This is a genomic window from Micromonospora sp. NPDC051296 (assembly GCF_040682255.1).
In the GTDB taxonomy this organism is placed as follows: domain Bacteria; phylum Actinomycetota; class Actinomycetes; order Mycobacteriales; family Micromonosporaceae; genus Micromonospora; species Micromonospora craterilacus.
This window is the reverse complement of record NZ_JBFBAO010000010.1, coordinates 1-20,524: the sequence shown is the minus strand read 5'-3', so window position 1 is coordinate 20,524 and position 20,524 is coordinate 1. Positions and strand designations below refer to the sequence as shown.

The 20,524-nt window shown below is 73.7% G+C and carries 21 protein-coding genes; 10 read left to right on the top strand and 11 right to left on the bottom strand.

Going from position 1 to position 20,524, the window contains the following annotated elements; all coding sequences use genetic code 11:
* Positions 1-88: 88 nt before the first annotated feature.
* Positions 89-1,486: a glycoside hydrolase family 6 protein gene (locus AB0M52_RS02160; protein ID WP_363947673.1), complete on the bottom strand. Its 1,398-nt coding sequence runs from the start codon at positions 1,484-1,486 to the stop codon at positions 89-91.
* Positions 1,487-1,662: 176 nt separating this feature from the next.
* Between AB0M52_RS02160 and AB0M52_RS02155 the strand changes: the two genes are divergently transcribed.
* Positions 1,663-2,619 (top strand): FAD-dependent oxidoreductase, encoded by a 957-nt coding sequence (locus AB0M52_RS02155; protein WP_363947671.1) that lies wholly within the window; start codon positions 1,663-1,665, stop codon positions 2,617-2,619.
* A gap of 4 nt (positions 2,620-2,623) precedes the next feature.
* Here the strand turns inward: AB0M52_RS02155 and AB0M52_RS02150 are convergent, their stop codons facing one another.
* Positions 2,624-4,753, bottom strand: coding sequence for a SpoIIE family protein phosphatase (locus AB0M52_RS02150; protein WP_363947669.1), 2,130 nt, complete (start codon positions 4,751-4,753; stop codon positions 2,624-2,626).
* Between the two features lie 168 nt (positions 4,754-4,921).
* Between AB0M52_RS02150 and AB0M52_RS02145 the strand changes: the two genes are divergently transcribed.
* Positions 4,922-5,764 carry a hypothetical protein gene (locus AB0M52_RS02145; RefSeq protein ID WP_363947666.1) on the top strand — a complete coding sequence of 281 codons (843 nt, stop codon included), beginning with the start codon at positions 4,922-4,924 and terminating at the stop codon, positions 5,762-5,764.
* Positions 5,765-5,831: 67 nt separating this feature from the next.
* Here AB0M52_RS02145 and AB0M52_RS02140 read toward each other — a convergent pair whose 3' ends face one another.
* The 6 genes from AB0M52_RS02140 to AB0M52_RS02115 form a co-directional block, all read right to left on the bottom strand.
* The gene (locus AB0M52_RS02140; RefSeq protein WP_363947663.1) at positions 5,832-6,206 is read right to left on the bottom strand and encodes a DUF6401 family natural product biosynthesis protein; all 375 of its coding nucleotides are present in this window, start codon (positions 6,204-6,206) and stop codon (positions 5,832-5,834) included.
* A 203-nt stretch (positions 6,207-6,409) separates the two neighbouring features.
* Positions 6,410-6,622 (bottom strand): hypothetical protein, encoded by a 213-nt coding sequence (locus tag AB0M52_RS02135; protein WP_363947660.1) that lies wholly within the window; start codon positions 6,620-6,622, stop codon positions 6,410-6,412.
* A 113-nt stretch (positions 6,623-6,735) separates the two neighbouring features.
* Positions 6,736-6,993, bottom strand: a complete 258-nt coding sequence (locus AB0M52_RS02130; RefSeq protein ID WP_363947657.1) for a hypothetical protein — start codon at positions 6,991-6,993, stop codon at positions 6,736-6,738.
* An 82-nt stretch (positions 6,994-7,075) separates the two neighbouring features.
* Complete coding sequence (locus tag AB0M52_RS02125) at positions 7,076-7,537, bottom strand: SRPBCC family protein (RefSeq protein WP_363947654.1); 462 nt, start codon at positions 7,535-7,537, stop codon at positions 7,076-7,078.
* Between the two features lie 51 nt (positions 7,538-7,588).
* Positions 7,589-8,005 carry a DUF2795 domain-containing protein gene (locus tag AB0M52_RS02120; protein ID WP_363947651.1) on the bottom strand — a complete coding sequence of 139 codons (417 nt, stop codon included), beginning with the start codon at positions 8,003-8,005 and terminating at the stop codon, positions 7,589-7,591.
* 46 nt (positions 8,006-8,051) lie between these two features.
* Complete coding sequence (locus tag AB0M52_RS02115) at positions 8,052-9,029, bottom strand: YihY/virulence factor BrkB family protein (protein ID WP_363947648.1); 978 nt, start codon at positions 9,027-9,029, stop codon at positions 8,052-8,054.
* 138 nt (positions 9,030-9,167) lie between these two features.
* Between AB0M52_RS02115 and AB0M52_RS02110 the strand changes: the two genes are divergently transcribed.
* Positions 9,168-9,569: a ChaB family protein gene (locus AB0M52_RS02110; RefSeq protein ID WP_363947645.1), complete on the top strand. Its 402-nt coding sequence runs from the start codon at positions 9,168-9,170 to the stop codon at positions 9,567-9,569.
* A gap of 143 nt (positions 9,570-9,712) precedes the next feature.
* On the opposite strand, the gene AB0M52_RS02105 is transcribed toward AB0M52_RS02110, so the two are convergent.
* Positions 9,713-10,210 carry a MarR family transcriptional regulator gene (locus tag AB0M52_RS02105; RefSeq protein ID WP_363947642.1) on the bottom strand — a complete coding sequence of 166 codons (498 nt, stop codon included), beginning with the start codon at positions 10,208-10,210 and terminating at the stop codon, positions 9,713-9,715.
* 23 nt (positions 10,211-10,233) lie between these two features.
* Here AB0M52_RS02105 and AB0M52_RS02100 point away from each other — a divergent pair, with 23 nt between their 5' ends.
* Together AB0M52_RS02100 and AB0M52_RS02095 are read left to right on the top strand one after the other, a co-directional pair.
* Positions 10,234-10,671, top strand: a complete 438-nt coding sequence (locus tag AB0M52_RS02100; protein ID WP_363947640.1) for a DoxX family protein — start codon at positions 10,234-10,236, stop codon at positions 10,669-10,671.
* A gap of 36 nt (positions 10,672-10,707) precedes the next feature.
* Entirely contained in the window at positions 10,708-11,574 is an 867-nt protein-coding gene (locus AB0M52_RS02095; protein WP_363947638.1) for a class III extradiol ring-cleavage dioxygenase, read from the top strand.
* A gap of 183 nt (positions 11,575-11,757) precedes the next feature.
* Here the strand turns inward: AB0M52_RS02095 and AB0M52_RS02090 are convergent, their stop codons facing one another.
* Together AB0M52_RS02090 and AB0M52_RS02085 are read right to left on the bottom strand one after the other, a co-directional pair.
* The gene (locus tag AB0M52_RS02090) at positions 11,758-13,191 is read right to left on the bottom strand and encodes an aldehyde dehydrogenase family protein (RefSeq protein WP_363947636.1); all 1,434 of its coding nucleotides are present in this window, start codon (positions 13,189-13,191) and stop codon (positions 11,758-11,760) included.
* A gap of 109 nt (positions 13,192-13,300) precedes the next feature.
* Positions 13,301-14,068 (bottom strand): polyprenol monophosphomannose synthase, encoded by a 768-nt coding sequence (locus AB0M52_RS02085; protein ID WP_363947633.1) that lies wholly within the window; start codon positions 14,066-14,068, stop codon positions 13,301-13,303.
* A 267-nt stretch (positions 14,069-14,335) separates the two neighbouring features.
* Between AB0M52_RS02085 and AB0M52_RS02080 the strand changes: the two genes are divergently transcribed.
* From AB0M52_RS02080 to AB0M52_RS02060, 5 genes are read left to right on the top strand one after another with little or no spacing between them, the layout of a single operon-like run.
* A complete protein-coding gene (locus tag AB0M52_RS02080; protein ID WP_363947739.1) occupies positions 14,336-16,102 on the top strand; it encodes an HAD-IIIA family hydrolase in 1,767 nt (588 codons plus the stop codon).
* Complete coding sequence (locus AB0M52_RS02075) at positions 16,099-17,070, top strand: glycosyltransferase (RefSeq protein WP_363947631.1); 972 nt, start codon at positions 16,099-16,101, stop codon at positions 17,068-17,070. The genes AB0M52_RS02080 and AB0M52_RS02075 overlap by 4 nt, the downstream gene beginning before the upstream one ends.
* Entirely contained in the window at positions 17,061-18,278 is a 1,218-nt protein-coding gene (locus AB0M52_RS02070; protein ID WP_363947628.1) for a glycosyltransferase, read from the top strand. The genes AB0M52_RS02075 and AB0M52_RS02070 overlap by 10 nt, the downstream gene beginning before the upstream one ends.
* Complete coding sequence (locus AB0M52_RS02065; RefSeq protein WP_363947736.1) at positions 18,275-18,940, top strand: SIS domain-containing protein; 666 nt, start codon at positions 18,275-18,277, stop codon at positions 18,938-18,940. The genes AB0M52_RS02070 and AB0M52_RS02065 overlap by 4 nt, the downstream gene beginning before the upstream one ends.
* Positions 18,941-18,950: 10 nt before the next feature.
* Positions 18,951-20,405, top strand: coding sequence for a PfkB family carbohydrate kinase (locus tag AB0M52_RS02060; RefSeq protein ID WP_363947625.1), 1,455 nt, complete (start codon positions 18,951-18,953; stop codon positions 20,403-20,405).
* Positions 20,406-20,524: the final 119 nt, after the last annotated feature.

The following is a 20,524-nucleotide window of genomic DNA, read 5'->3' as shown; positions in this document are numbered from 1 at the left end:
GGGCGAGCAGGTGCCCAGCGGTCGCCACCCGTAGGGCCCCTGCCCCCGCGCCCGGCAGCGGGCGGTGGCAAGGGCCCCTACGGGCCGATCAGGCGCAGGTGATGCCGTTGAGGGCGAAGCCGCCGGGTGCCGGCAGGCTGGTGCCCGTCCAGGTGCCCTGGAAGCCGACGCTGAGCGTGCCGCCGCTGGGCAGACTGCCGTTCCAGGCGACGTTGCGGACCTCGATCCGGTCGCCGGACTGGCTCCACTCGCCGTTCCAGCCGTTGGTCAGGCGTACCCCGGAGCCGACGGTGAAGGTGAGCCGCCAGCCGTTGAGGGCGGCGCCGCGGTTGGTCACCCGGATCTCGGCGGTGAAGCCACCGGTCCACACGTTCGGGGTGTACGTCACCGTGCAGCCGCCGGTGGGCGGGGTGGTCGTCGGTGGCGTGGTGGTGGGCGGGGTGGTCGTCGGTGGGGTGGTGGTGGGCGGTGTGGTGGTGGGCGGGGTGGTCGTCGGCGGAGCGGTGGTGGGCACCGGGCCGGCCGCGACGGCCAGGTCGTACGCCCGTTGGGGCACGAACTGGCCCGCTCCGGCGATGCACCCGTCCGCCTCGCCGGGCAGCTTCACCCAGAGGAAGGCGTCGATGGATGGATCGCCGGTGGCGGTGGTGCTCGGCGTGCCGATCGCCCGCCCCGGCGGGTCGCACCACTCGGAGCCGGCGGGACCGTTGCCGTTGCGGCTGGTGTCGATGACCGCCCTCAGCCGGGAGATGCCGGTCGCCGCGATGATCGACTTGGCGTACCCGATCTCGTCGGCGGAGCGCCGGTAGTTCGACACGTTCAGCGAGATGCCGTCGGCGCTGTTGGCGATGTCCGCCGCGGTCAGCCGGGCGGCGGCCTCGCCGGCGGAGAGCCAGGCCGAGTGCCCGATGTCGAAGTAGACCCGGGCCGCGGCGGAGCCGGCCTTGAGCGCCTTTCCGGCGTACGCCATCGACGCCCTCGTCTCGGCCTGCTGGCTGGCGTTCTGGCAGTTGGTCATGATCGGGAGCACGTCGGGCTCCAGGACGATGGTGGCCGGGCGGCCCGCCAGGCCGGCCGCGACCTGGTCGACCCACTGGCGATAGGTCGCGTGGTTGGGCGCGCCGCCGCTGCTGGCGCCGCTGCAGTCCCGGTTGGGGATGTTGTAGACGACGATGATCGGTACCTTGCCCGCCGCGGCTGCTGCGGTGACCAGGGCGTTCACCTCGGCGCGTACGGTCGAGGTGTTGGTGGTGGTGAACCAGCGGCCCTGCGGGACGTTGGCGATCCGGTCCCGGATCACGGCGGTTCGTGGGTCGCCGGGGTTGGCCGCCACCCACCGGGCGGCGTTGGTCGCCGGATCGACGTAGAAGGCGGAGTCGGCGGCCGCGGCGGGCGCCGGCCGCAGCGCGCCCACGCCGACGGTGGCGGCCACGGTCAGCGCCGTCGCCGCGGCGCCGACCACGGCCAACGTGCTTCGGGTTCTCATGGTCTGCTCCTCGTAGCCATCGAAAAATATGCGTGGAAGCGCTCCCACATGTCCGCCAAGGTACGGGCCGGTTGCGGGATTGTGAAGACCTTCCGGAACTATCCGCCTCGATGCAACACGCCGTCCCGGCGGGCCGGCACCGGGGACCGGGCGGGCGCGGCGCATACGATCATCGGATGGGTCTGGACCGGGCGGGTGTGGTGGTGGTCGGTGCCGGGATCGCCGGCGTGGCGTGCGCCGGGGAGCTGTGGCGCGCCGGCGTACCGGTGGAGATCCGGGAACGAGGGCGGGTGACCGGCGGCCGGATGGCCAGCAAGCGCTTCGACAGCCGCCCCGCCGACCTGGGCGCCGCCTACCTGACGGTGAGTGATCCGGACTTCGCCGAGGTGGTACGCGGCTGGCAGGCCGCCGGGCTGGCCCGCGAGTGGACGGACACCTTCGTCGCGTACGGCGACGGTGGCCGGCGCGAGATGCCCGGCCCGATGCGCTGGGCCGCACCCCGCGGGCTGCGTTCGCTCGTCGAGCACCTGGCCCGGGACCTGCCCGTGGTGGTGAACCGGCTGGTGCTCGGGATCGAGCCGGGGCCGGCGGTGGACGGCCGCAAGTGCGCGGCCGTCGTGCTGGCCATGCCCGGGCCGCAGGCCGCACTGCTGCTCGACCCGGCCCTCGCCGCCGCCACCGAGACGGTGCGCCAGCAGCGGTGGTCGCCGACGCTGGCGGCGGTGCTGCGGTTCCCCACCCGGCGGTGGACCGCCTTCCGGGGCGCCTTCGTCAACGACCACCCGCTGCTCAGTCTGATCTGCGACGACGGGGACCGGCGCGGCGACGGCGCTGCCGTCCTGGTCGCGCACACCACACCGGAGTTCGCCGCCGGGCATCTCGCCCAGCCCACCGCGGCCGCACCGGCCGTCGAGGCGGCCGTACGCGACCTGCTCGCCCTGCCCGACCGGGCCGACCACGTGCACGTGCACCGGTGGACGTACGCCAAGCCCACCTCCCGATCGGACGCCGGCTTCCATCTCGACGACGACGGGATCGGGCTGGCCGGGGACGCGTTCGGCGAGCCCCGGGTGCAGACCGCGTGGCGTTCCGGCCGTGACCTCGGGCGGGCCCTGGCCCGCCGGCTGGCCTGACCGCTCAGGCTGGCGGGGTCAGGATCTCGAACCAGACCGTCGAGCCCCGCACCGTGGGGTCGGTGCCCCACGCGTCGGTCAACTCCTCGATCAGGCCCAGCCCACGGCCCCGGCTGCTCAGGGTGTCCGTACGGGCCCGGGTGACCGTGCCACGGGAACCCGTGTCGGCGACCGACACGAGCAGGCGCTCGGGACTCAGGTCGATCTCCACCCGGGCCGCCGTGCCGGCGTGCAGCAGGGCGTTGGTGGTCAGCTCGCTGGTGCACAGCACGGCTGCGCCGATCACCGACTCGGCCACCCGCCACTCGGTGAGCTGGGCGGTCATCCAGTGCCGGACCCGGCTCGGCGCGGTCGGCTCGGCGGGCACCTCCATCCGTGCCGACCGGCTCGGCCGTAGCGCGTACTCGACGGCCAGCACGGCCACGTCGTCCTCGGTCGCACCGCTCACCGCGGCCGTGGCCACGGCGCACAACGCCCGGGGGTCGCCGCTGTGCGCCGCGGCCACCGACTCCGCCAGGCGGGCCAGGCCGTGCGACAACCCCTGCCGCCGGCGCTCCACCACGCCGTCGCTGAACAGCAGCAACGTGTCGCCGGGCGTGAACGCGACGGTACGCGTGGCGGGGCGGTAGCCGACGCCCAGCGGCGCGCCGAGCGGTACCTGGACGTACTCGGCCCTCGGTTCGCCGGTCGGCGCACAGCGACGGACCAGCGGCGCCGGGTGGCCGGCGCTGGCCAGCGTGAGCTGCTCCCGGTCGATGTCGATGACGCCGAACACCACGGTGACGAACAGCTCGTGCGTGCCGGCCTCGGCGCCCAGGCTGGTCACCAGGCGGTCGAGCCCGATGAGCACCTGGTCGGGCCGGGGGTCGTTGAGCGCCAGCGCCCGCAGGGCGGCCCGGACCTGACCCATCCGGGCGGCGGCCTGCACGTCGTGCCCGGCGACGTCGCCGAGCACCACGCCCAGGTCGCCGGTGGGCAGCACGAACGCGTCGTAGAAGTCGCCGCCCGCGGCGTTGCCGTCGACGCCCGGGTCGTAGCGCGCCGCGATGCGCAGCCGAGGCAGGCCCGGCAGGTTCTCCGGCAGCATGCTGCGCTGCAACAGCTGGGCGGTGCCGTGCTGGGTCTCGAACCGGCGGGCCCGCTCTGTTGCCTGCCCGATCAGTTCCGCCGAGGCAGCCAGCAGCGCCCGCTCCGGCGCGGACCAGGCGTGCGCGGACCGGAAGCCGACGGTCAGGCCGCCCCGGACCACGGATGCCCGTAGCGGTACCGCCGCCAGGGCACGGATCCGCTGATCGTGCCGGTCGACGGCGATCTCTCGCAGCGGCTGGCCGTCGTCGAGGAAAGTGGCCCGTCCGCTGCGCGCGCTGATCACCGCCGGGGGTGGCCAGTCGGCCGGCCCGCGCCGCCACAGCGGGGGCAGTCGCTCGTCCGCCTCGTCCACCAGTTCGCCCCGGACCCGCCGGACCAGCCGCCAGCCGCCGCCGCTGCCGCCCTCGTCGACGGCGAAGGAGACCCGGTCGGCGTCGAACGACGTGATCGCGTAGCGCAGCGCGACCCGCGCCACGTCGTCCAGGGTGAGCGTGCCGGACAGCGCCGCGGCGAACTCGCTGAGCCCCTGCAACTGCCGGGTCGCCGGACTGGTCTCGGCGACCACGGACAGCACGCCGACGATCCGGCCGAGGCTGTCCCGGACCGGGGAGCAGGCCCGGGTGTAGACGGCCGGTTCGAGCCCGCCCGCGTCGTGGCCGAGCGGGAGCGAGACCTCCTTCTCCAGGAACGGTTGACCGGTGCGGTACGCGTGCTCGACGACCTCACCGACGCCCGGCATCCGCCAGACCTCGGCGAAGACCTCGGTGGCGGGTCGCCCGACGGCCTGTGGATGCCGGTCGCCGATCAGCTCGGCGTACGCGTCGTTGTAGAGCAGCAGTAGCTCGTCGCCGAGGTGGAGCGCCATCGGCGCGGGCGAGGCGAGCACGAGCTCGACGGCCGCCCGGACGGCCGGATCCCAGGACTCGTGCGGGCCGAGCGTGGTGCCGTCCCACTCGTGGTGGCCGACCGCGGTCGCGGCGTCCGGCACCGGTGCACCCGGGACGGGGCCTGCTGGCGTGGGGACTCGCCCGACCGTTCCTGGCATGACCGCAGCCTAGTGCGGCGTCGACCAAGGTTCACCGTGGTGTCCGGTTGGTGTGGTCGATCGCCGCCTCTGGGGCGGTCTGTCGGAAAAAAGCAGGCGACCGGCGCGGCGTGCCACCCGGGCGTTGGGGTAAGCGCGCGGGGCAGTCCATGCGACAGGAGGGACATCATGCCGGAAACCCTCGCGGCCACGCAGGTCAACATCGGTACCGCCGTGGCCGACATGTGGAGGTCGGTGCTGCTGTTCGTGCCGAGGGCCATCGCGTTCATCGCGATCCTCGTGGTCGGATGGCTCATCGCCAGAGCGGTGCTGAAGATCGTGGACGCGGCCCTGGAACGGGTGGGGTTCGACCGCGCGGTCGAACGGGGTGGCATCAAGCGCGCGCTGGAACGGACGAGATACGACGCCAGTGACATCTTGGCGAAACTGGCGTACTACGCCGTGCTGCTGTTCACGCTGCAGTTCGCCTTCGGGGTATGGGGTCCCAACGCGATCAGCAACCTGATCGCGGGTGTGGTGGCCTGGCTGCCGCGAGCCTTCGTGGCGATCGTCATCGTGGTGATCGCCTTCGCTATCGCCAACGCCATCCGGGACATCGTCAGCGGGGCGCTGGGCGGCCTGTCGTACGGCAAGGTCCTGGCCGACCTGGCGGCGGTCTTCGTCATCGCGCTTGGTGTGATCGCCGCGCTGAACCAGGTGGGCATCGCCACCACTGTCACCACTCCCGTGCTGATCGCGGTGCTCGCCACGGTGGCCGGCATCCTGGTCGTCGGCGTCGGTGGTGGTCTGGTCCGGCCCATGCAGAACCGCTGGGAGGGCTGGCTCAACCGGATGGCCGAGGAGTCGCGGACGGTCCGCGATCAGCGGCAGGGCGCCGCGGCCGGTCGCGGCGACATGCAGCGGCAGATGGCCGACCGGGCGGGTGCCGAGCGTACCCAGGCGATGGCCGGGGGACGGGGCACCTACCAGTCCGGGAACACGGGCGACGAGAACGAGCAGTTCCGTCCGTGACGAGACGGCCGGTCGGATCCGCGCGACGAGAGGACGGGTGCCCGCCGCCGGCGGGCACCCGTCCACGTCACAGCGTGGGCGGCTGCGGGGCCGGCGTGCCCAGCACGGCGGTCAGCGCGCAGACCGCGAGCAGGCGTACCAGCACCCAGTCCGCCTCCGACCAGTCCACCGGGCTGGTGGGCGGCGACCAGCCGTGTTCACCGGCGGCGGAACGCACCCCCTCGGCGTAGCCGGCGAGGGCCGCGGCGGTCAGCGGACGCTGGTCGCCGTGCAGGCTCTCCCGCACCGCGGCGGCGTGCTGGTCGACCACCGCGAGCAGGCCCGGCTCGGCGTTGGCGGCGGCGAGCCCGTCGAGACCCACGGCGTTGGCCAGCGCGACGAGGGTCGATCGCGTCGAGTCGACGGCGGTGGGGGCGGGGACCCGATCTGGCGGCACGCGCATGAAGAACGAATCTAGCCAACGCGTACCGGCCGTGACCTCGGCTGGTCGGCTGGTCCGGGGATCCTCCGCTGGTCGTCCGGGCGTTGCCCGTGAGGATCGAGTCGGCGCGGACCGGGTAGTGGGGACCGAGTGGCGGAAACCACCCACCCGGGTACGGCCCGCACCACGCCGACCTGGTGCTCGACGGGGCTTGGACAGCGGCCCTATTCGGAGGTGGGGGCGCCGGCGGGGCGACGGCGCGCCGCGTCGTCGGCGATGATCACGGTCGCCACCATCAGCGCGACGACGAGGCTGAACAGCCAGGAGCTGTCCGCGACCAGCCTGGCGGAGACCGGCGCCTGGGCGGCGGCGAGGAGGAAACCGAGCCATGCCAGGCGACGCTGACGCGTGGTGAGGAAGCCGGAGCCCTGATGCATTCGGAAAGTCTTGCTCGGGACACCGGCATTGCCGTCAGCCGAACGGCCGATTCTGGCTGACCTGTCCGAATTTCCCACCCATCCAGCCACCCACTGCGGGATGCGGGGCCGGGCTAGAGCGTGTCGGGGCCGGTGCGGCCGGTGGTGGAGGGGCGGTAGGCGCGATCCCGGTCGGTAGGTTCGCGGCCGGTGCCGGGGATCTCTCCGCCGCGGTCGGCCGCCTCGGGACCGTGCCCGAAGGCGGCCTCCTCGCCGGCGTCGTTGCCGGTGGCGTCGTCGGCCTGCCCGTCGAGCGTCGACCGTGCGATGGCCCGCTCCAACTCCTCCAGCGGGATCCGTTCCTCGTCCCGCCACACCCTGTCGTCGGTCATGTCATCGCGGTACCCCGGCCCGATCGCCGCAAACGGCACGGCCGCCGGTGTCCCGGCGGCCGTCATCAGGCTCGGGTACGGATCAGGGCTGCGGCCGGTCGACCTTGCCCCGCCAGGCGCCGGTCTCCTGCCCGCGCCGCTCGATGAACTGCTTGAACCGTTGCAGGTCGCCCTTTGCCCGGCGGTCGACCACGCCGAGCTTGTCGCCGGCCTGCTCGATCACGCCGTGCGGGTCGAACTCCAGTTGGAGGCTGACCCGGCTGCTGTGCTCGTCGAGCCGGTGAAACGTCACCACCCCGGCGTGCTGGGTGCCGCCGGTCGAGCGCCAGGCGACCCGCTCGTCGGGCAGCTGTTCGGTGATCTCGGCGTCGAACTCGCGCTTCACCCCGGCGATCTCGACGGTCCAGTGGGTCATCGTGTCGGAGAGCTGGCGAACCTGTTCCACACCCTCCATGAAGTGGGGGAACTCCTCGAACTGCGTCCACTGGTCGTACGCGGTCCGCACCGGGACGGCCACGTCGACATGCTCGGTAACGCCACTCATCAGCATCCTTTCCTGCGGCCGGCGTGGGCGGCGGACCGGACGCGGCCAGCCTCACCAGCGCGTGGTCTCGTTCTTGTGGCCGAGCGCCGCCCACACCTCGGACACCGTCTGGTAGCGGGTGCCCTCCGGCAGGCGCTCCAACGCGGCGAGCACGTCGGCCGGCGCCTGGTTGTCGCGCGCGTTGGCGAGCAGCGTGTCCCGGTCACCGGGCAGGGCGGTCATCGTGATGAACCGTCCGAGCCGGCTGCGGGCCTCGACGTCCTCGGAGGTCATGCCCTGGGGAGAGCCGCTGCGCAGGTCACCGGCCGGAGCGGTGGTGGCCTCCGGCTGGTCCTCTCCCGCGGGTTCCGGCACCCGGGACTCGTCGACCCGCGAGCCGCCGGTCCCCGGCCCCTGCACGAGGCCGCTGACCTCCTGGTCCATCTGCTCGTCGACTCTCGGTGCGTGCTTGCTGTTGCCGCGGTCCATGCCCTGTGCGCTACCCGGCGGGCCGGGCGGTAAACCCGGCAAGCCGTCACGAACCGGCGGGTGACCGGGGTGGCAGCACCGGTTCGTCGGGGTCGCTGACGCCCGACTGGAGCACCCGGCCGCGCTGGAGTTCGGCGTTGATCTGGACACCGAGGATGAGCGCGGAATTGGACAGGTAGAGCCAGACCAGGAACGCGATCACCGCGCCGAGGCTGCCGTAGGTGGCGTCGTACGAGCCGAAGTTCGCCACAAACAGGCCGAATCCGAAGGAGGCCAGCGCCCAGGCGGCCAAGGCCACCGCACCGCCGGGGGTGAGCCAGCGGAACCGGGGCTGGCGGACGTTCGGCGCGGCCCAGTACAACAGCGACAACAGCAGCATCGCGATCAAGGCCAGCGCCGGCCACTTGGTCACGGTCCACGCCGTCCGGGTCGCGCCACCGGCTCCCAGCCAGTCGCCGACCGCGTCCGCGACCGGGCCGCTGACGATCAGGCCGGTGGCGACCGTGGCGAGCAGGACCAGCGACAGCGCCGCGAGCCCGATCTGCAACGGGCGCAGCTTCCACACCGGCCGGCCCTCGGCCACCCCGTAGATCGCGTTCGCGGCCCGGGTGAACGACGCGATGAAGTTCGAGGCCGACCAGAGCGCACCGAGCAGGCCGAAGCTCAGCAGGACCCCGGCCGAGCTGCGCTGGTCCACCACCCCCCGGACCACGTCGACGAAGCCCTCGTTGGCCACCACGGAACCGGCGCCGATCTCCCGGGCCAGGTCCAGCACCGTGTCCACGGTGCGTTCGCCGTCGGAGACGAGACCGACCAGGGAGACCACCACGACGATGGACGGGAAAAGCGCCAGCACCCCGTAGTAGGTGAGCGCGGCGGCGGAGTCCGTGCAGTTGTCCCGCAGGTAGTTGCGACCGCCGCGGACCAGCACGCCGCGCCAGGTCGGCCAGCGCAACTGGCGGATCCGGCGGGGCAGCGGCGACACCGGCGGGCCGGCGGACGGGGCGTCCGGATTCGTCGTCATCGCCGCCTCCCGCTGCGCAGCTCCGGTGCGTACGGCTCGGCCGGTACCCTGCGCCGACCGGCGGCAAACCGGCTGGCCGTTTGCCGCCGGCCTGTCGGGGAAGGCCAACCGGAACGCTCGCAACGGAGGAGGATCGAGATGCCCGGGCGCGAGGTACTGCCCAGCACGCTGCGGCGCTCCCCGGAGAAGGCCCAGCGCACCTGGGAGAAGACACACGATTCCGCGGTGGAGACGTACGGCGAGGGGGAGCGGGCGCACCGCACCGCGTTCGCCGCCGTCAAACACCAGTTCGAGAAGGTGGGCGACCACTGGGAGCCGAAGGGCCGCACGGGCCCGAGCGACCAGCAGGCCGCGGGCGGCGGCCCGGCCCGACGGGCACCCACCGCCGGCGGGGTGGACGCGAACGCCCCCAAGGAGCACCTGATGGAAGTGGCCCGCAAGTTGGACGTGCCGGTGCGGTCGAGCATGACCAAGCCGGAACTGGTCAAGGCCATCCAGAAGGCCAACGACAAGCAGACCCGCAGGGCCCGCGGCGACTGAGTCAGCGGCTCCCCGACGGCCCCGCCCCCGGCGTACACGCCGGGGGCGGGCGCATCAGCTCCCGTCGGCACGCGACCACGAGCGTCACCCAGAGCACCGCGCCGCGATGGTCCAGTGGGCCTGACCTGGTTCTTAGTGTGCGCTTAGGCTTGGTCGACCGTGGGGCAATAGCGGTCTGGATCGATCCGTTCGAGGACCCGATCGCCGATGTCGCGCAGTGTTCGGAGCTGCTCGGGCGAGATGGCGTCGATGAGCAGCTCCCGGACCCGCTGTACGTGTGACGGTGCGCTCCGTGCGACCTTACGGTATCCGAGGTCGGTCAGGGTCGCGGTGGTGCGCCGCCCTGGACCGGGCAAGCGGTCGCGGCGAACGAGGCCTTGCGCTTCGAGCCGCTTGACCGTGTGGGAAAGCCGGGACAGCGACGCCGAGGCGGCCGAGGCGATGTCGGTCATCTGCAGCGTCCGGTCGGCCTGCTCGGACAGCACCGCCAGAACCATGTACTCGAAGAAGCTCAGCCCTTCGTCCTCCTGCAGCTGGGCATCGAGCGCGCTGGGCAGTTTGACGATGAGCGCGGCCACGGCCAGCCATGCCGCCCGCTCTTCGCTCGACAGCCAGCGGACCCGGGGCTCTTCGGTGCTCATGAGACCAGCCTACGGTTGAGAACTTGACGCTTCAAGTTCATCGCGTTACGTTGTTGAACGTTCAAGTTCAACTCGAAAGCGAGCACCCCGTGAACGTCACCCTGTGGATCATCGCCGGCATCCTGGCCGCATTGTTCTTCATGGCCGGCCTGATGAAGGCCACCCAGCCGAAGGAGAAGCTCACGGCCAACATGCCCTGGGTCGACGACTTCTCCGCCGGCACCGTGAAGCTGATCGGCATCGTCGAGATCCTCGGCGCGCTGGGCCTGATCCTCCCCGCCGCCCTCCACATCGCCCCCATCCTGACCCCGCTGGCCGCGACCGGCCTCGCCGTGACCATGCTGCTCGCCGCAGCCGTCCACGCGCGCCGCAAGGAATCGCAGGCGATCGTCGTCAACGTCCTCCTGTTTGCCCTGGCCGCCTTCGTCGCGATCATGCGGTTGGGCCCGCAGTCCTTCTGACCGCCGATCCGACCCGAATACCGCGAGGAGACGTCAATGACGGACCCGTTCAACCCCCCAATCCCCGCCGGCGCGTACGACGACCTCCTCGCCGAGGTGCTTGCCCAGGCGCGCGCCCAGCGCGCCTGGGAACCCTCGGACGGACCCCTCCCGGCGCTGTTCGTCAGCCACGGCGCTCCGCCGACCCTCGACGACCCCCGCTGGCTCGCCGACCTGTTCGCCTGGAGCCAGTCCATGCCCAAGCCACGCGCGATCGTCGTGGTGTCGGCACACTGGGAGAACGCACCTCTGGCGATCTCCGCCTCGTCGGCCGGCACCCCGCTGTACTACGACTTCGGCGGCTTCCATCCCCGCTACTACACCCTGCAGTACCGCACGCCGCAGGCCACGGCACTCGCGCACCAGGTCGCCGGGACGCTCGCCGACACCACACCCCTGCATCAGCACGTCGACCGTGGCCTCGACCACGGCGCGTTCATCCCGCTGATGGCGATGTACCCGGCCGCCGACGTCCCCGTCGTCCAGTTGAGCATGCCCAGCCTCGACCCGACCGCCCTGCTCAGACTCGGCGAGCGCCTGCGCCCGTTGCGCGAGGAGGGGATCCTCGTCATCGGCTCCGGGTTCATGACCCACAGCTTCGAGATCTTCCGCAACCCCGGCCTGGCCGGACACATCACCGCCTTCGACGAGTGGGCCGACGACGCCATCACCCGCGGAGACATCGACGCCCTGCTCAACTACCGGCTCAAGGCGCCCGGCGCACGGATCGCCCACCCCACCGCCGACCACTTCGTCCCTCTGCTGCTCACCCTCGGCGCCTCGACCAACCCCGGCAAGGAAGCGACCAGCGCCATCGACCGAATCGTCTTCGGCAACTCGATCCGCTCCGTCCAGGCCGCTTGAGCGCCGCGAAGAGCCAGGCCAGGTGGTGCTGACCGGTGCGGGTTGACGACGGCCGGTGCGGGATGCCAGGCCATGCCCAGTGTCCGAGCGACGCCTCAAGACGGATGCGGATTCCTCAAGCCCTGACCAGATCTACCACCCGGACCTGGTTCTTCACCGGACACTCAGACCCTCGCAATCAGCTCACCAGTGCCGACCGCCGGGCGCCTCGATGTGCACCGCCTTGGTGGCGGTGAACTCGTCGAGCAGTTCCGGTCCGTAACCGAAGCCCTGACCGCTGCCCCGGCGCGGATGGGCGGCCCCGGCCGGGGCGCCGCCGAAGACCGAGTTCACCTTGACGGTGCCGACCGGCAGTTCCCGCCAGGCCCGCTGCGCGTGGCTCATCGACCCGGTCAGCACGGTCGCGGCCAACCCGTACGGCGAGTCGGCCGCACAGCGCAGCGCCTCGCTGAACGAGTCGACCACCACCACCGGCGCGACCGGACCGAAGGTCTCCTCGCGGACCAGCGCCATGTCGTGCCGGCAGTCGTCCACCACCGTGGCGGGGTAGAAGGAGCCCGGCCCGTCCGGAAGCGTCCCGCCGGTGCGGATCCGCGCGCCCTCGGCCACCGCGGCGGTCACCTGCCCGTGCACCTGGTCGCGATGGCGCCGGTCGACCAGTGGGCCGAGTTCGGTGTCCGGGTCCCGCCCGGGCCCGGTACGCAGCGCTCGGGCCCGCTCGACCAGCGCGTCCACGAAGTCCTCGGCGATGTCCCGGTGGACGTAGATCCGCTCCACCGCGACGCAGATCTGCCCCGCGTTGGCGAACGCGCCCTGGGCCGCCTGGCCGGCGGCCCAGACCGGGTCGACGCCGGCGTCCACGACCAGCGGGTCGCTGCCGCCGTTTTCCAGCAGCACCTTCGCGCCGGAGCCGGCGGTGGCCGCGGCGATCGCCCGGCCGGTGGGGGTGGATCCGACGTGCGCCACCACGTCCACCTCGGCGGCGGCGAGCGCCGCGCCGGTCTCCGGGCCGCCGGTCAGCAGCGACAGCACTCCCGCCGGCAGCGCGGCGTCGAACGCGCGGGCCAGCAACCACCCGGTCGCCGGGGTGCGCTCGCTGGGCTTGTGCAGCACCACGTTTCCGGTGACCAGGGCCGCGCCGAGCAGCCCGCACGAGACGGCGACCGGGTCGTTCCACGGAGTGATGACGGCGACCACGCCACGCGGCTGCGGCGTCATGAAGTCGATCGCGGCGGGATCGCCGTGCAGGGTGCGGCCACCCCGGGCCGGGGCGAGTTCGGCGTACTGTCGCAGGGTCGCGATGCCGGCCTCGACGCCACCCCGGGCGTCGCCCAGGGGCTTGCCCATCTCAGCGGTGGTGGCGTGGGCGAGGTCGTCGGCGGCCTCGGCCAACGCGTCGGCCGCGCGGTGCAGCGCGGCGGCCCGCTCGGCCGGGGCGGTCGTCGCCCATTCCGTCGCGACCCCGCGCGCCGCCGCCACGGCTTTGCCGACCTCGTCGGCCGTCGCCACCGGCGCGCTGGTCACCCGGCTGCCGTCGGCCGGGTCGTGCACCACCAGTTCGCCGGCCTCCCCGCCGGCGCCCCACACCCCACCGATCAGTTGCGCAACCGTGTACATGGGGCGCTGGATGCCCCGGCCGGGGCCGGACAAACGTTTCGCCCGCTTGCCCGTGGGTAGCGTCCTCGGATGACGGCGCCGGGTTGCACCGGCTCAGCCGGGCCCCGGGTCAGCGCTCGATGTTGCGGTGCCGGGTGCGCAGCTTGAACGGCATCAACGCGCTTTCGATCTTGGTGGCGGTGGTCATCTTCGAGTCGCCGTCCCGCCGCTCCTCGAACCGGATCGGCACCTCGAGAATGGTGTGCCCCAGCTTGGTGGCGAGGTAGTGCATCTCGACCTGGAAGCTGTAGCCGTTGGACTGGACCCGCTCCAGCCCGATGTCCCGCAGCGCGTCGGCCCGCCAGATCTTGAAGCCGGCGGTCAGGTCCCGGATCCGCACCCGCAGCAGCGTGTGCACGTAGAGGTTCGCCCAGCCGCTGAGCGCCCGCCGGTACAGCGGCCAGTTCTCGTCCAGCTCGCCGCCGGGCACGTACCGCGATCCGATCACCACACCGGCCTGGGTGGACAGCAGGGCGCCGAGCATGCCCGGCAACGCCTCCGGCGGGTGGGACAGGTCGGCGTCCATCTGGGCCACGTACTCGGCCCCGCCGTCGAGCGCCCGGCTGATCCCGTCCACGTACGCCCGGCCGAGGCCCTCCTTGCCCGGCCGGTGCACCACCTCGATCCGCTCGGGATGCTCTATCGCGAGCTTGTCCGCGACCTCGCCGGTGCCGTCCGGGGAGTTGTCGTCGGCGACCAGCACCTTCAGGCCGGGCAGCGGCAGGGCGAGGAGCCGCTCGACCAACACCGGCAGGTTGCCCGCCTCGTTGTAGGTCGGCACCACGACGGTCACGCGCGCGTCCCGCCACGGCGAGGGCAACTGGACGGGTTCGATCATGGGGGACATCCTCGGTCAGCGGACAGGTCTCTTGAAGGGTAACTAGTTGTCCCTTCCGGGGCGAAATGGCTCCCTGACCAGGCACCCCGACCGGCTCAGGGTTAGCTTCTCCGGGGGCGTGGGTAAGGCCACCGCGCGGCGGCGTGGTGCCGCTGGCGCACGCGGTCGTCCACCGCGTCGCAGCCGACGTTTACTCCCCGGGGCGCAGGGAACCCGCCGCCCGTGCGAAAGGACCATGGGGAGCCGGATCAGCGCAGGTCAGCCGGGGTGCTGGCCGGTGCCGACCGGGCCGGAGCGGGTCCGGCCCTGTTCGACGCGGTCCTGCTTGACCGGGACGGCACCCTGGTCGAGGACGTGCCGTACAACGGCGATCCGGACAAGGTACGACCGATGCCGGGCGCTCGCGCCGCGCTGGACCGGCTGCGGGCGGCCGGGTTGAAGCTCGCCGTGGTGACCAACCAGTCCGGGCTGGCCCGGGGCCTGTTCACCGAGACGCAGCTGCACCGGGTGCACCGCCGGATCGAGGCCCTGCTGGGCCCGTTCGACTCCTGGCAGGTGTGCCCGCACGACGACGGGGACGGCTGCGCCTGCCGCAAGCCGGCACCGGGTCTGGTGCACGCCGCCGCCCACGCGCTGGGCACCGTGCCCGCCCGCTGCGCGCTGATCGGTGACATCGGCCGGGACGTCACGGCGGCGCTGGCCGCCGGTGCCGCGGGAATCCTGGTGCCGACGCCGGTGACCCGAGCGCAGGAGATCGCCGCCGCTCCCTGGGTGGCGGCCGACCTGCCCTCGGCGGTCGCGGAGATCCTGCGCCGCCAGGAGTCGCTGCGGCCGCCGGCCACGACCAGTTACGGCGCCGCGCCGGCCGGGTTTGACATTGCCGGTGTCGGCTCCGCGGCCGCCCGTCCCGGCCCCGACGGCGACCGCGCCGGGCGGGGCCGGACCGTCCTGGTGGTGCGGTCGGACTCGGCCGGGGACGTGCTGGTGACCGGCCCGGGCATCCGGGCGGTGGCGGCCGGGGCGGACCGGGTGGTGCTGCTCTGCGGCCCCCGGGGCCGGGCCGCCGCCGAGCTGCTGCCCGGCGTCGACGAGGTCGTCGAGCACCGGCTGCCGTGGATCGACCCGGCCCCCGCACCGGTCGACCCCGCCGAGATGGCCGCCCTGATCACCCGGCTCGCGGCCGTCGCCGCCGACGAGGCGGTCATCTTCACCTCCTTCCACCAGTCGCCGCTGCCGCTGGCCCTGCTGCTGCGGATGGCCGGCGTCGCGCGGATCGCGGCGATCAGCGACGACTACCCGGGGACGCTGCTCGACGTGCGGCATCGGGTGCCGTCCGGTGTCCCGGAGGCCGAACGCGCCCTGTCGCTGGCCGCCGCCGCCGGCTACCCGCTGCCCCAGACCGACGAGCCGCACCTGCGATTGCGTCCGGTACCGCCACCCCCATCCGAGGCCGGCGAGCCGGGATACGTGGTGCTGCACCCCGGGTCGGCCGCACCGGCCCGGGGCTGCCCGCCCGAGCTGGCCGAGCGGATCGTCCGGGTGTTGGCCGTCGCCGGTCACCGGGTGGTGGTCACCGGCGGCCCGCAGGAGCGTGACCTCACCGCCCAGGTCGCCGGCCGGTACGCCCGGGACCTCGGCGGCCGGACCGGACTGGCCGAGCTGGCCGCCGTCGTCGCGGGTGCCAGTGCCGTGGTGGTCGGCAACACCGGCCCGGCGCACCTGGCCGCCGCGTACGGCGTGCCGGTGGTCAGCCTCTTCGCCCCCACCGTCCCGTTCGGGCAGTGGTGCCCCTGGCGGGTGCCGACGGTACGCCTCGGTGACGCCAGCGCCGCCTGCCGCGACACCCGCGCCGCGAGCTGCCCGGTGCCCGGCCATCCCTGCCTGAGTGGGGTCGAGCCGGGTGCCGTCGTGGACGCCCTGCGGCTGCTGGGCGTACCACCGGACCGGGTGTCGCCGCACCGCCCGGTCGCCCTGGTCGGCGCGGCGTCGCGGGCGGCGCCGGCGGTGGCCACCAGCGGCGGGAGGGGCCGATGAACGTCCTGCTCTGGCACGTGCACGGCTCGTGGACCACCTCGTTCGTGCACGGCAAGCACCGCTACCTGGTCCCGGCCACCCCGGACCGGGGTCCGTACGGCCTCGGCCGGGCCCGCACCTACACCTGGCCGGACAGCGCGGCCGAGGTGAGCCCCGAGCAGCTGCGCGGTGCCGACGTCGACGTGGTGATCCTGCAACGCCCCGAGGAGGTCGACCTGGCCACCGAGTGGCTCGGCCGCCGGCCGGGCCGGGACGTGCCGGCGATCTACGTGGAGCACAACACCCCGAAGGACGGGAACGTCCCGCACAGCCGCCACCCGATGGCCGACCGGGACGACCTGCTCATCGCCCACGTGACCGCCTTCAACGAGCTCTTCTGGGACACCGGCTCGACCCGGACCACCGTGGTCGATCACGGCATCGTGCCGCCGGCGGCGGCGTACACCGGTGAGCTGGACCGCCTCGCCGTCGTGATCAACGAGCCGGTGCGCCGGTGGCGGGTCACCGGCACCGACCTGCTGCCCCGGTTCGCCGAGATCGCCCCGCTGGACGTCTTCGGCCTGAAGGTGGCCGGGCTCGCCGAGCAGCTCGGCCTGCCTGCCGACCGGCTGATCAGCCACGACGACGTGCCACAGCACCGGATGCACGCCGAGCTGGCGCGCCGCCGGGCGTACCTGCACCTGTGCCGGTGGACCTCGCTCGGGCTGAGCCTGATCGAGGCGATGGCCATCGGGATGCCGGTGGTGGCGCTGGCCACCACCGAGGCGGTGACGGCGGTGCCGCCGGGCGCGGGTGCCCTGTCCACCCGGGTCGACACCCTGCTGGAGGCCGCCGGCCGGTTCGTCGCGGAACCGGAGTGGGCGCGGCGGGTGGGCGTCGAGGCCCGCGCCGCCGCCCGCGAACGCTACGGCCTCGACCGTTTCCTCGCCGACTGGGACCGGCTCCTGGAGGAGGAAGTATGCGGATAGCGATGATCTCGGAGCACGCCAGCCCGCTCGCCATCCTCGGCGGGGAGGACGCCGGCGGCCAGAACACGCACGTCGCGGAACTCTCCGCCGCGCTCGCCGCCGCCGGGCACGACGTGCGGGTCTACACCCGCCGCGACGCGGTCGACCTGCCGGTGACCGTACGCAGCCCGGACGGCTACGACGTGGTGCACGTCCCGGCCGGGCCGGCCGAGCCGGTGGCCAAGGACGCGCTGCTGCCGCACATGCGACCGTTCAGCGCGTGGCTGGTCGACCGCTGGCGGGGCGGGGACTGGGCCCCCGAGGTGATCCACGCGCACTTCTGGATGAGTGGGCTGGCCGCGCTGGAGGCCAGCCGGCAGACCGGGATACCGGTGGTGCAGACGTACCACGCGCTCGGCACGGTGAAGCGCCGCTACCAGGGTGTGCAGGACACCAGCCCGGCCCGGCGGGTCGGCTACGAACTCCAGTTGGGCCGGTCGGTCGACCGGGTGATCGCCCAGTGCCGCGACGAGGTCGGCGAACTGGTCCGGATGGGGGTGCCCCGGTCCCGGATCACCGTCATCCCGTCCGGGGTGAACCTGAACACGTTCGCCCCGCTGGGTCCGGCCACCGAACGGGAACCCGGCCACGCCCGGATCCTCACCGTGGGCCGGCTGGTCGAACGCAAGGGCTTCCAGACCGTGGTGCGGGCCATGGCACACGTGCCCGACGCCGAGTGCGTGGCGGTGGGTGGGCCACCGGCCGGCCTGCTGGAGGCCGACCCGTACGCCCGCCGACTGCGCGCCCTGGCCGGCAGCTGCGGGGTGGCCGACCGGGTCCGTCTGGTCGGTGCGGTACCCAGGGAGGAGATGGGTCGTTGGTACCGCTCGGCGGACATCCTGGTCGCCGCACCCTGGTACGAGCCGTTCGGCCTCACCCCGCTGGAGGCGATGGCCTGCGGGGTGCCCGTGGTGGCCACCGCCGTCGGCGGGCTGCGTGACACGGTGGTCGACGGGGTGACCGGGGACCTGGTGCCGGCCCGGGATCCGCGGGCGTTGGGCGAAGCGCTGCGGCGCCTGCTCGACGACCGGATCCGCCGGTTCGCGTACGCGGGCGCGGCCCGGGCCCGGGCCCGCCAGCACTACTCCTGGACGGTCACCGCGGAACGCCTCGCGGAGGTCTACGACGAGGTGGCCGCCGTGCGCCGGCCCACCCGGGTGGTGGCCTGATGCCGGCGGGCACCCCGCTCGACGCGCACCTGGCGCACCTGGCCGCGGCGCTGCCGCCGTACCGGCGGTGCGAGCCGTTGCTCGCCCGCTGGGGTGCGACGCTGGCCCGGCGGCTCACCGCCGGTGGCCGGCTGCTGGTCGCCGGCAACGGCGGCAGCGCCGCCGAGGCGCAGCACCTCACCGCCGAGCTGGTCGGCAAGCTGCGCGACGACCGCCAGCCGCTGTCCGCGATCGCCCTGCACGCCGAGACCTCCGCGCTGACCGCGATCGGCAACGACTACGGCTACCAGGAGGTCTTCGCCCGCCAGGTCCGCGCCCACGGACGCCCCGACGACGTACTGCTGCTGCTGTCCACCAGCGGCGGCAGCGGCAACCTGCTCGCCGCCGCGCGGGCCGGGCGGGAGGCCGGGCTGCGGTGCTGGGCCTTCACCGGCCCCGCCCCGAACCCCCTCGCGGACGCCTGCCACGAGGCGCTCGCCGTGGACTCCCCGGACAGCCAGGTCGTCCAGGAGCTGCACCTGGTCTCCAGCCACCTGCTCTGTGAGTACGTCGAACAGGCGATGCCGGAGTACCTCGAACCACCGGTGCCGGCCGCGGGCCCGGTGCGGGCCGGCGTCGAGGTGGTGCTGGACGGCGGCGCCGGCCGCCCGGTCGAGGCGTGAGGAGGCAACCGTGACGGGACCCGTGGTGGTGGTCGGCGACACCCTGCTCGACCGGGACGTCGAGGGCGTGGTCAACCGGCTCTGTCCGGACTCGCCGGTGCCGGTGCTCGACGAGACCGCGCACGTCGACCGGCCCGGCGGCGCCGGGCTCGCCGCCGTTTTCGCGGCGGCACAGGGCGCCGAGGTGGTACTGGTCACCGCGCTGGCCGACGACGCGGGCGGGGCCCGGCTGGGCGTGCTGCTGGCCGCCGCCGGGGTGCAGGTGTATCCGCTGCGCCTGACCGGGGCCACCCCGGAGAAGATCCGGCTGCGGGCCGGCGGCCGGGTGCTGCTGCGGCACGACCGGGGCGGTGGTGCCGGCGAGCCGGGGGAGCCGGCCGAGGCGGTGCTGCGCGCGATCGACCGGGCGTCGGTGGTGCTGGTCAGCGACTACGGCCGGGGGGTGGCGCGGCAGCCCGCGCTGCGGGCGGCCCTGGCGGCGACCCGGGCCCCGGTGGTCTGGGACCCGCACCCGCGCGGGCCGGCAGCGGTGCCCGGGGTGCACCTGGCCACCCCGAACGAGGCGGAGGTGCGGGACCTGGTCGAGGCGCCCACCGGCGCCACCCGGCTGGCCACCGCCACCCAGGGCGCGCAGCGCCTACGGCACCGGTGGCGGGCGGGCGCGGTCGCGGTGACGCTGGGCGCCGACGGCGCGTTGCTCAGCCACGCCGGCTCGACCCCGCTGATGGTGCCCGCCCCGGTCGCCGCCGAGGGGGACACCTGCGGTGCGGGGGACCGCTTCGCCGCCACCGCAAGCCTTGCCCTGGCCCGCGGCGCGCTGGTCTCCGAGGCGGTGCAGGAGGCGGTGGCCGAGGCGTCGGCGTACGTGGCGGACGGGGGCGTGGCGACGGCGCTGCCGTCGCCGGTGCGCCGGGCCCCGCAGGCGGTGCACGCCGCGGCGGCCGGCGACCGGGTCGGGGTGGCCGCGGCCGCGACCGTGGTGGCCCAGGTCCGCGCCGCCGGGGGCACCGTGGTCGCCACCGGCGGCTGCTTCGACCTGCTGCACGCCGGTCACCTGGCGACCCTCCAGGCCGCCCGGCAACTCGGCGACTGCCTGGTGGTGTGCCTCAACTCCGACGCCAGCGTCAGCGGACTGAAGGGACCGGACCGGCCGGTGATCCGGCAGGACGACCGCAGCCGGCTGCTGGCCGCGCTCAGCTGCGTCGACGCGGTCATGATCTTCGACGAGTCGACTCCGGCGGCGGTGCTGTCCTGGCTGCGCCCGGACATCTGGGTCAAGGGCGGGGACTACGCCACCGGCGGTGGCGACGACGACGCCCTGCCCGAGGCGGAGATGCTGCGCCGCTGGGGCGGCAACACCGTGGTGGTGCCGTACCTCGACGGGCGTTCCACCACCGAGATGATCGCCGCCGCCCGGACGACCGGCGGCCGCGCCGGCGTGACGCGAAGCGGAGTGCCGGCATGAGCGAGCGTCAGCGAGTGAATCATCGACTCGGTGCGGTGGTGCCTCATGGCGGCACGAAGCGAAGCGGAGTGCCGGCATGAGTAGCCCTGTGTCAAGCGGTGGTCGCCAGGACGGCCTGC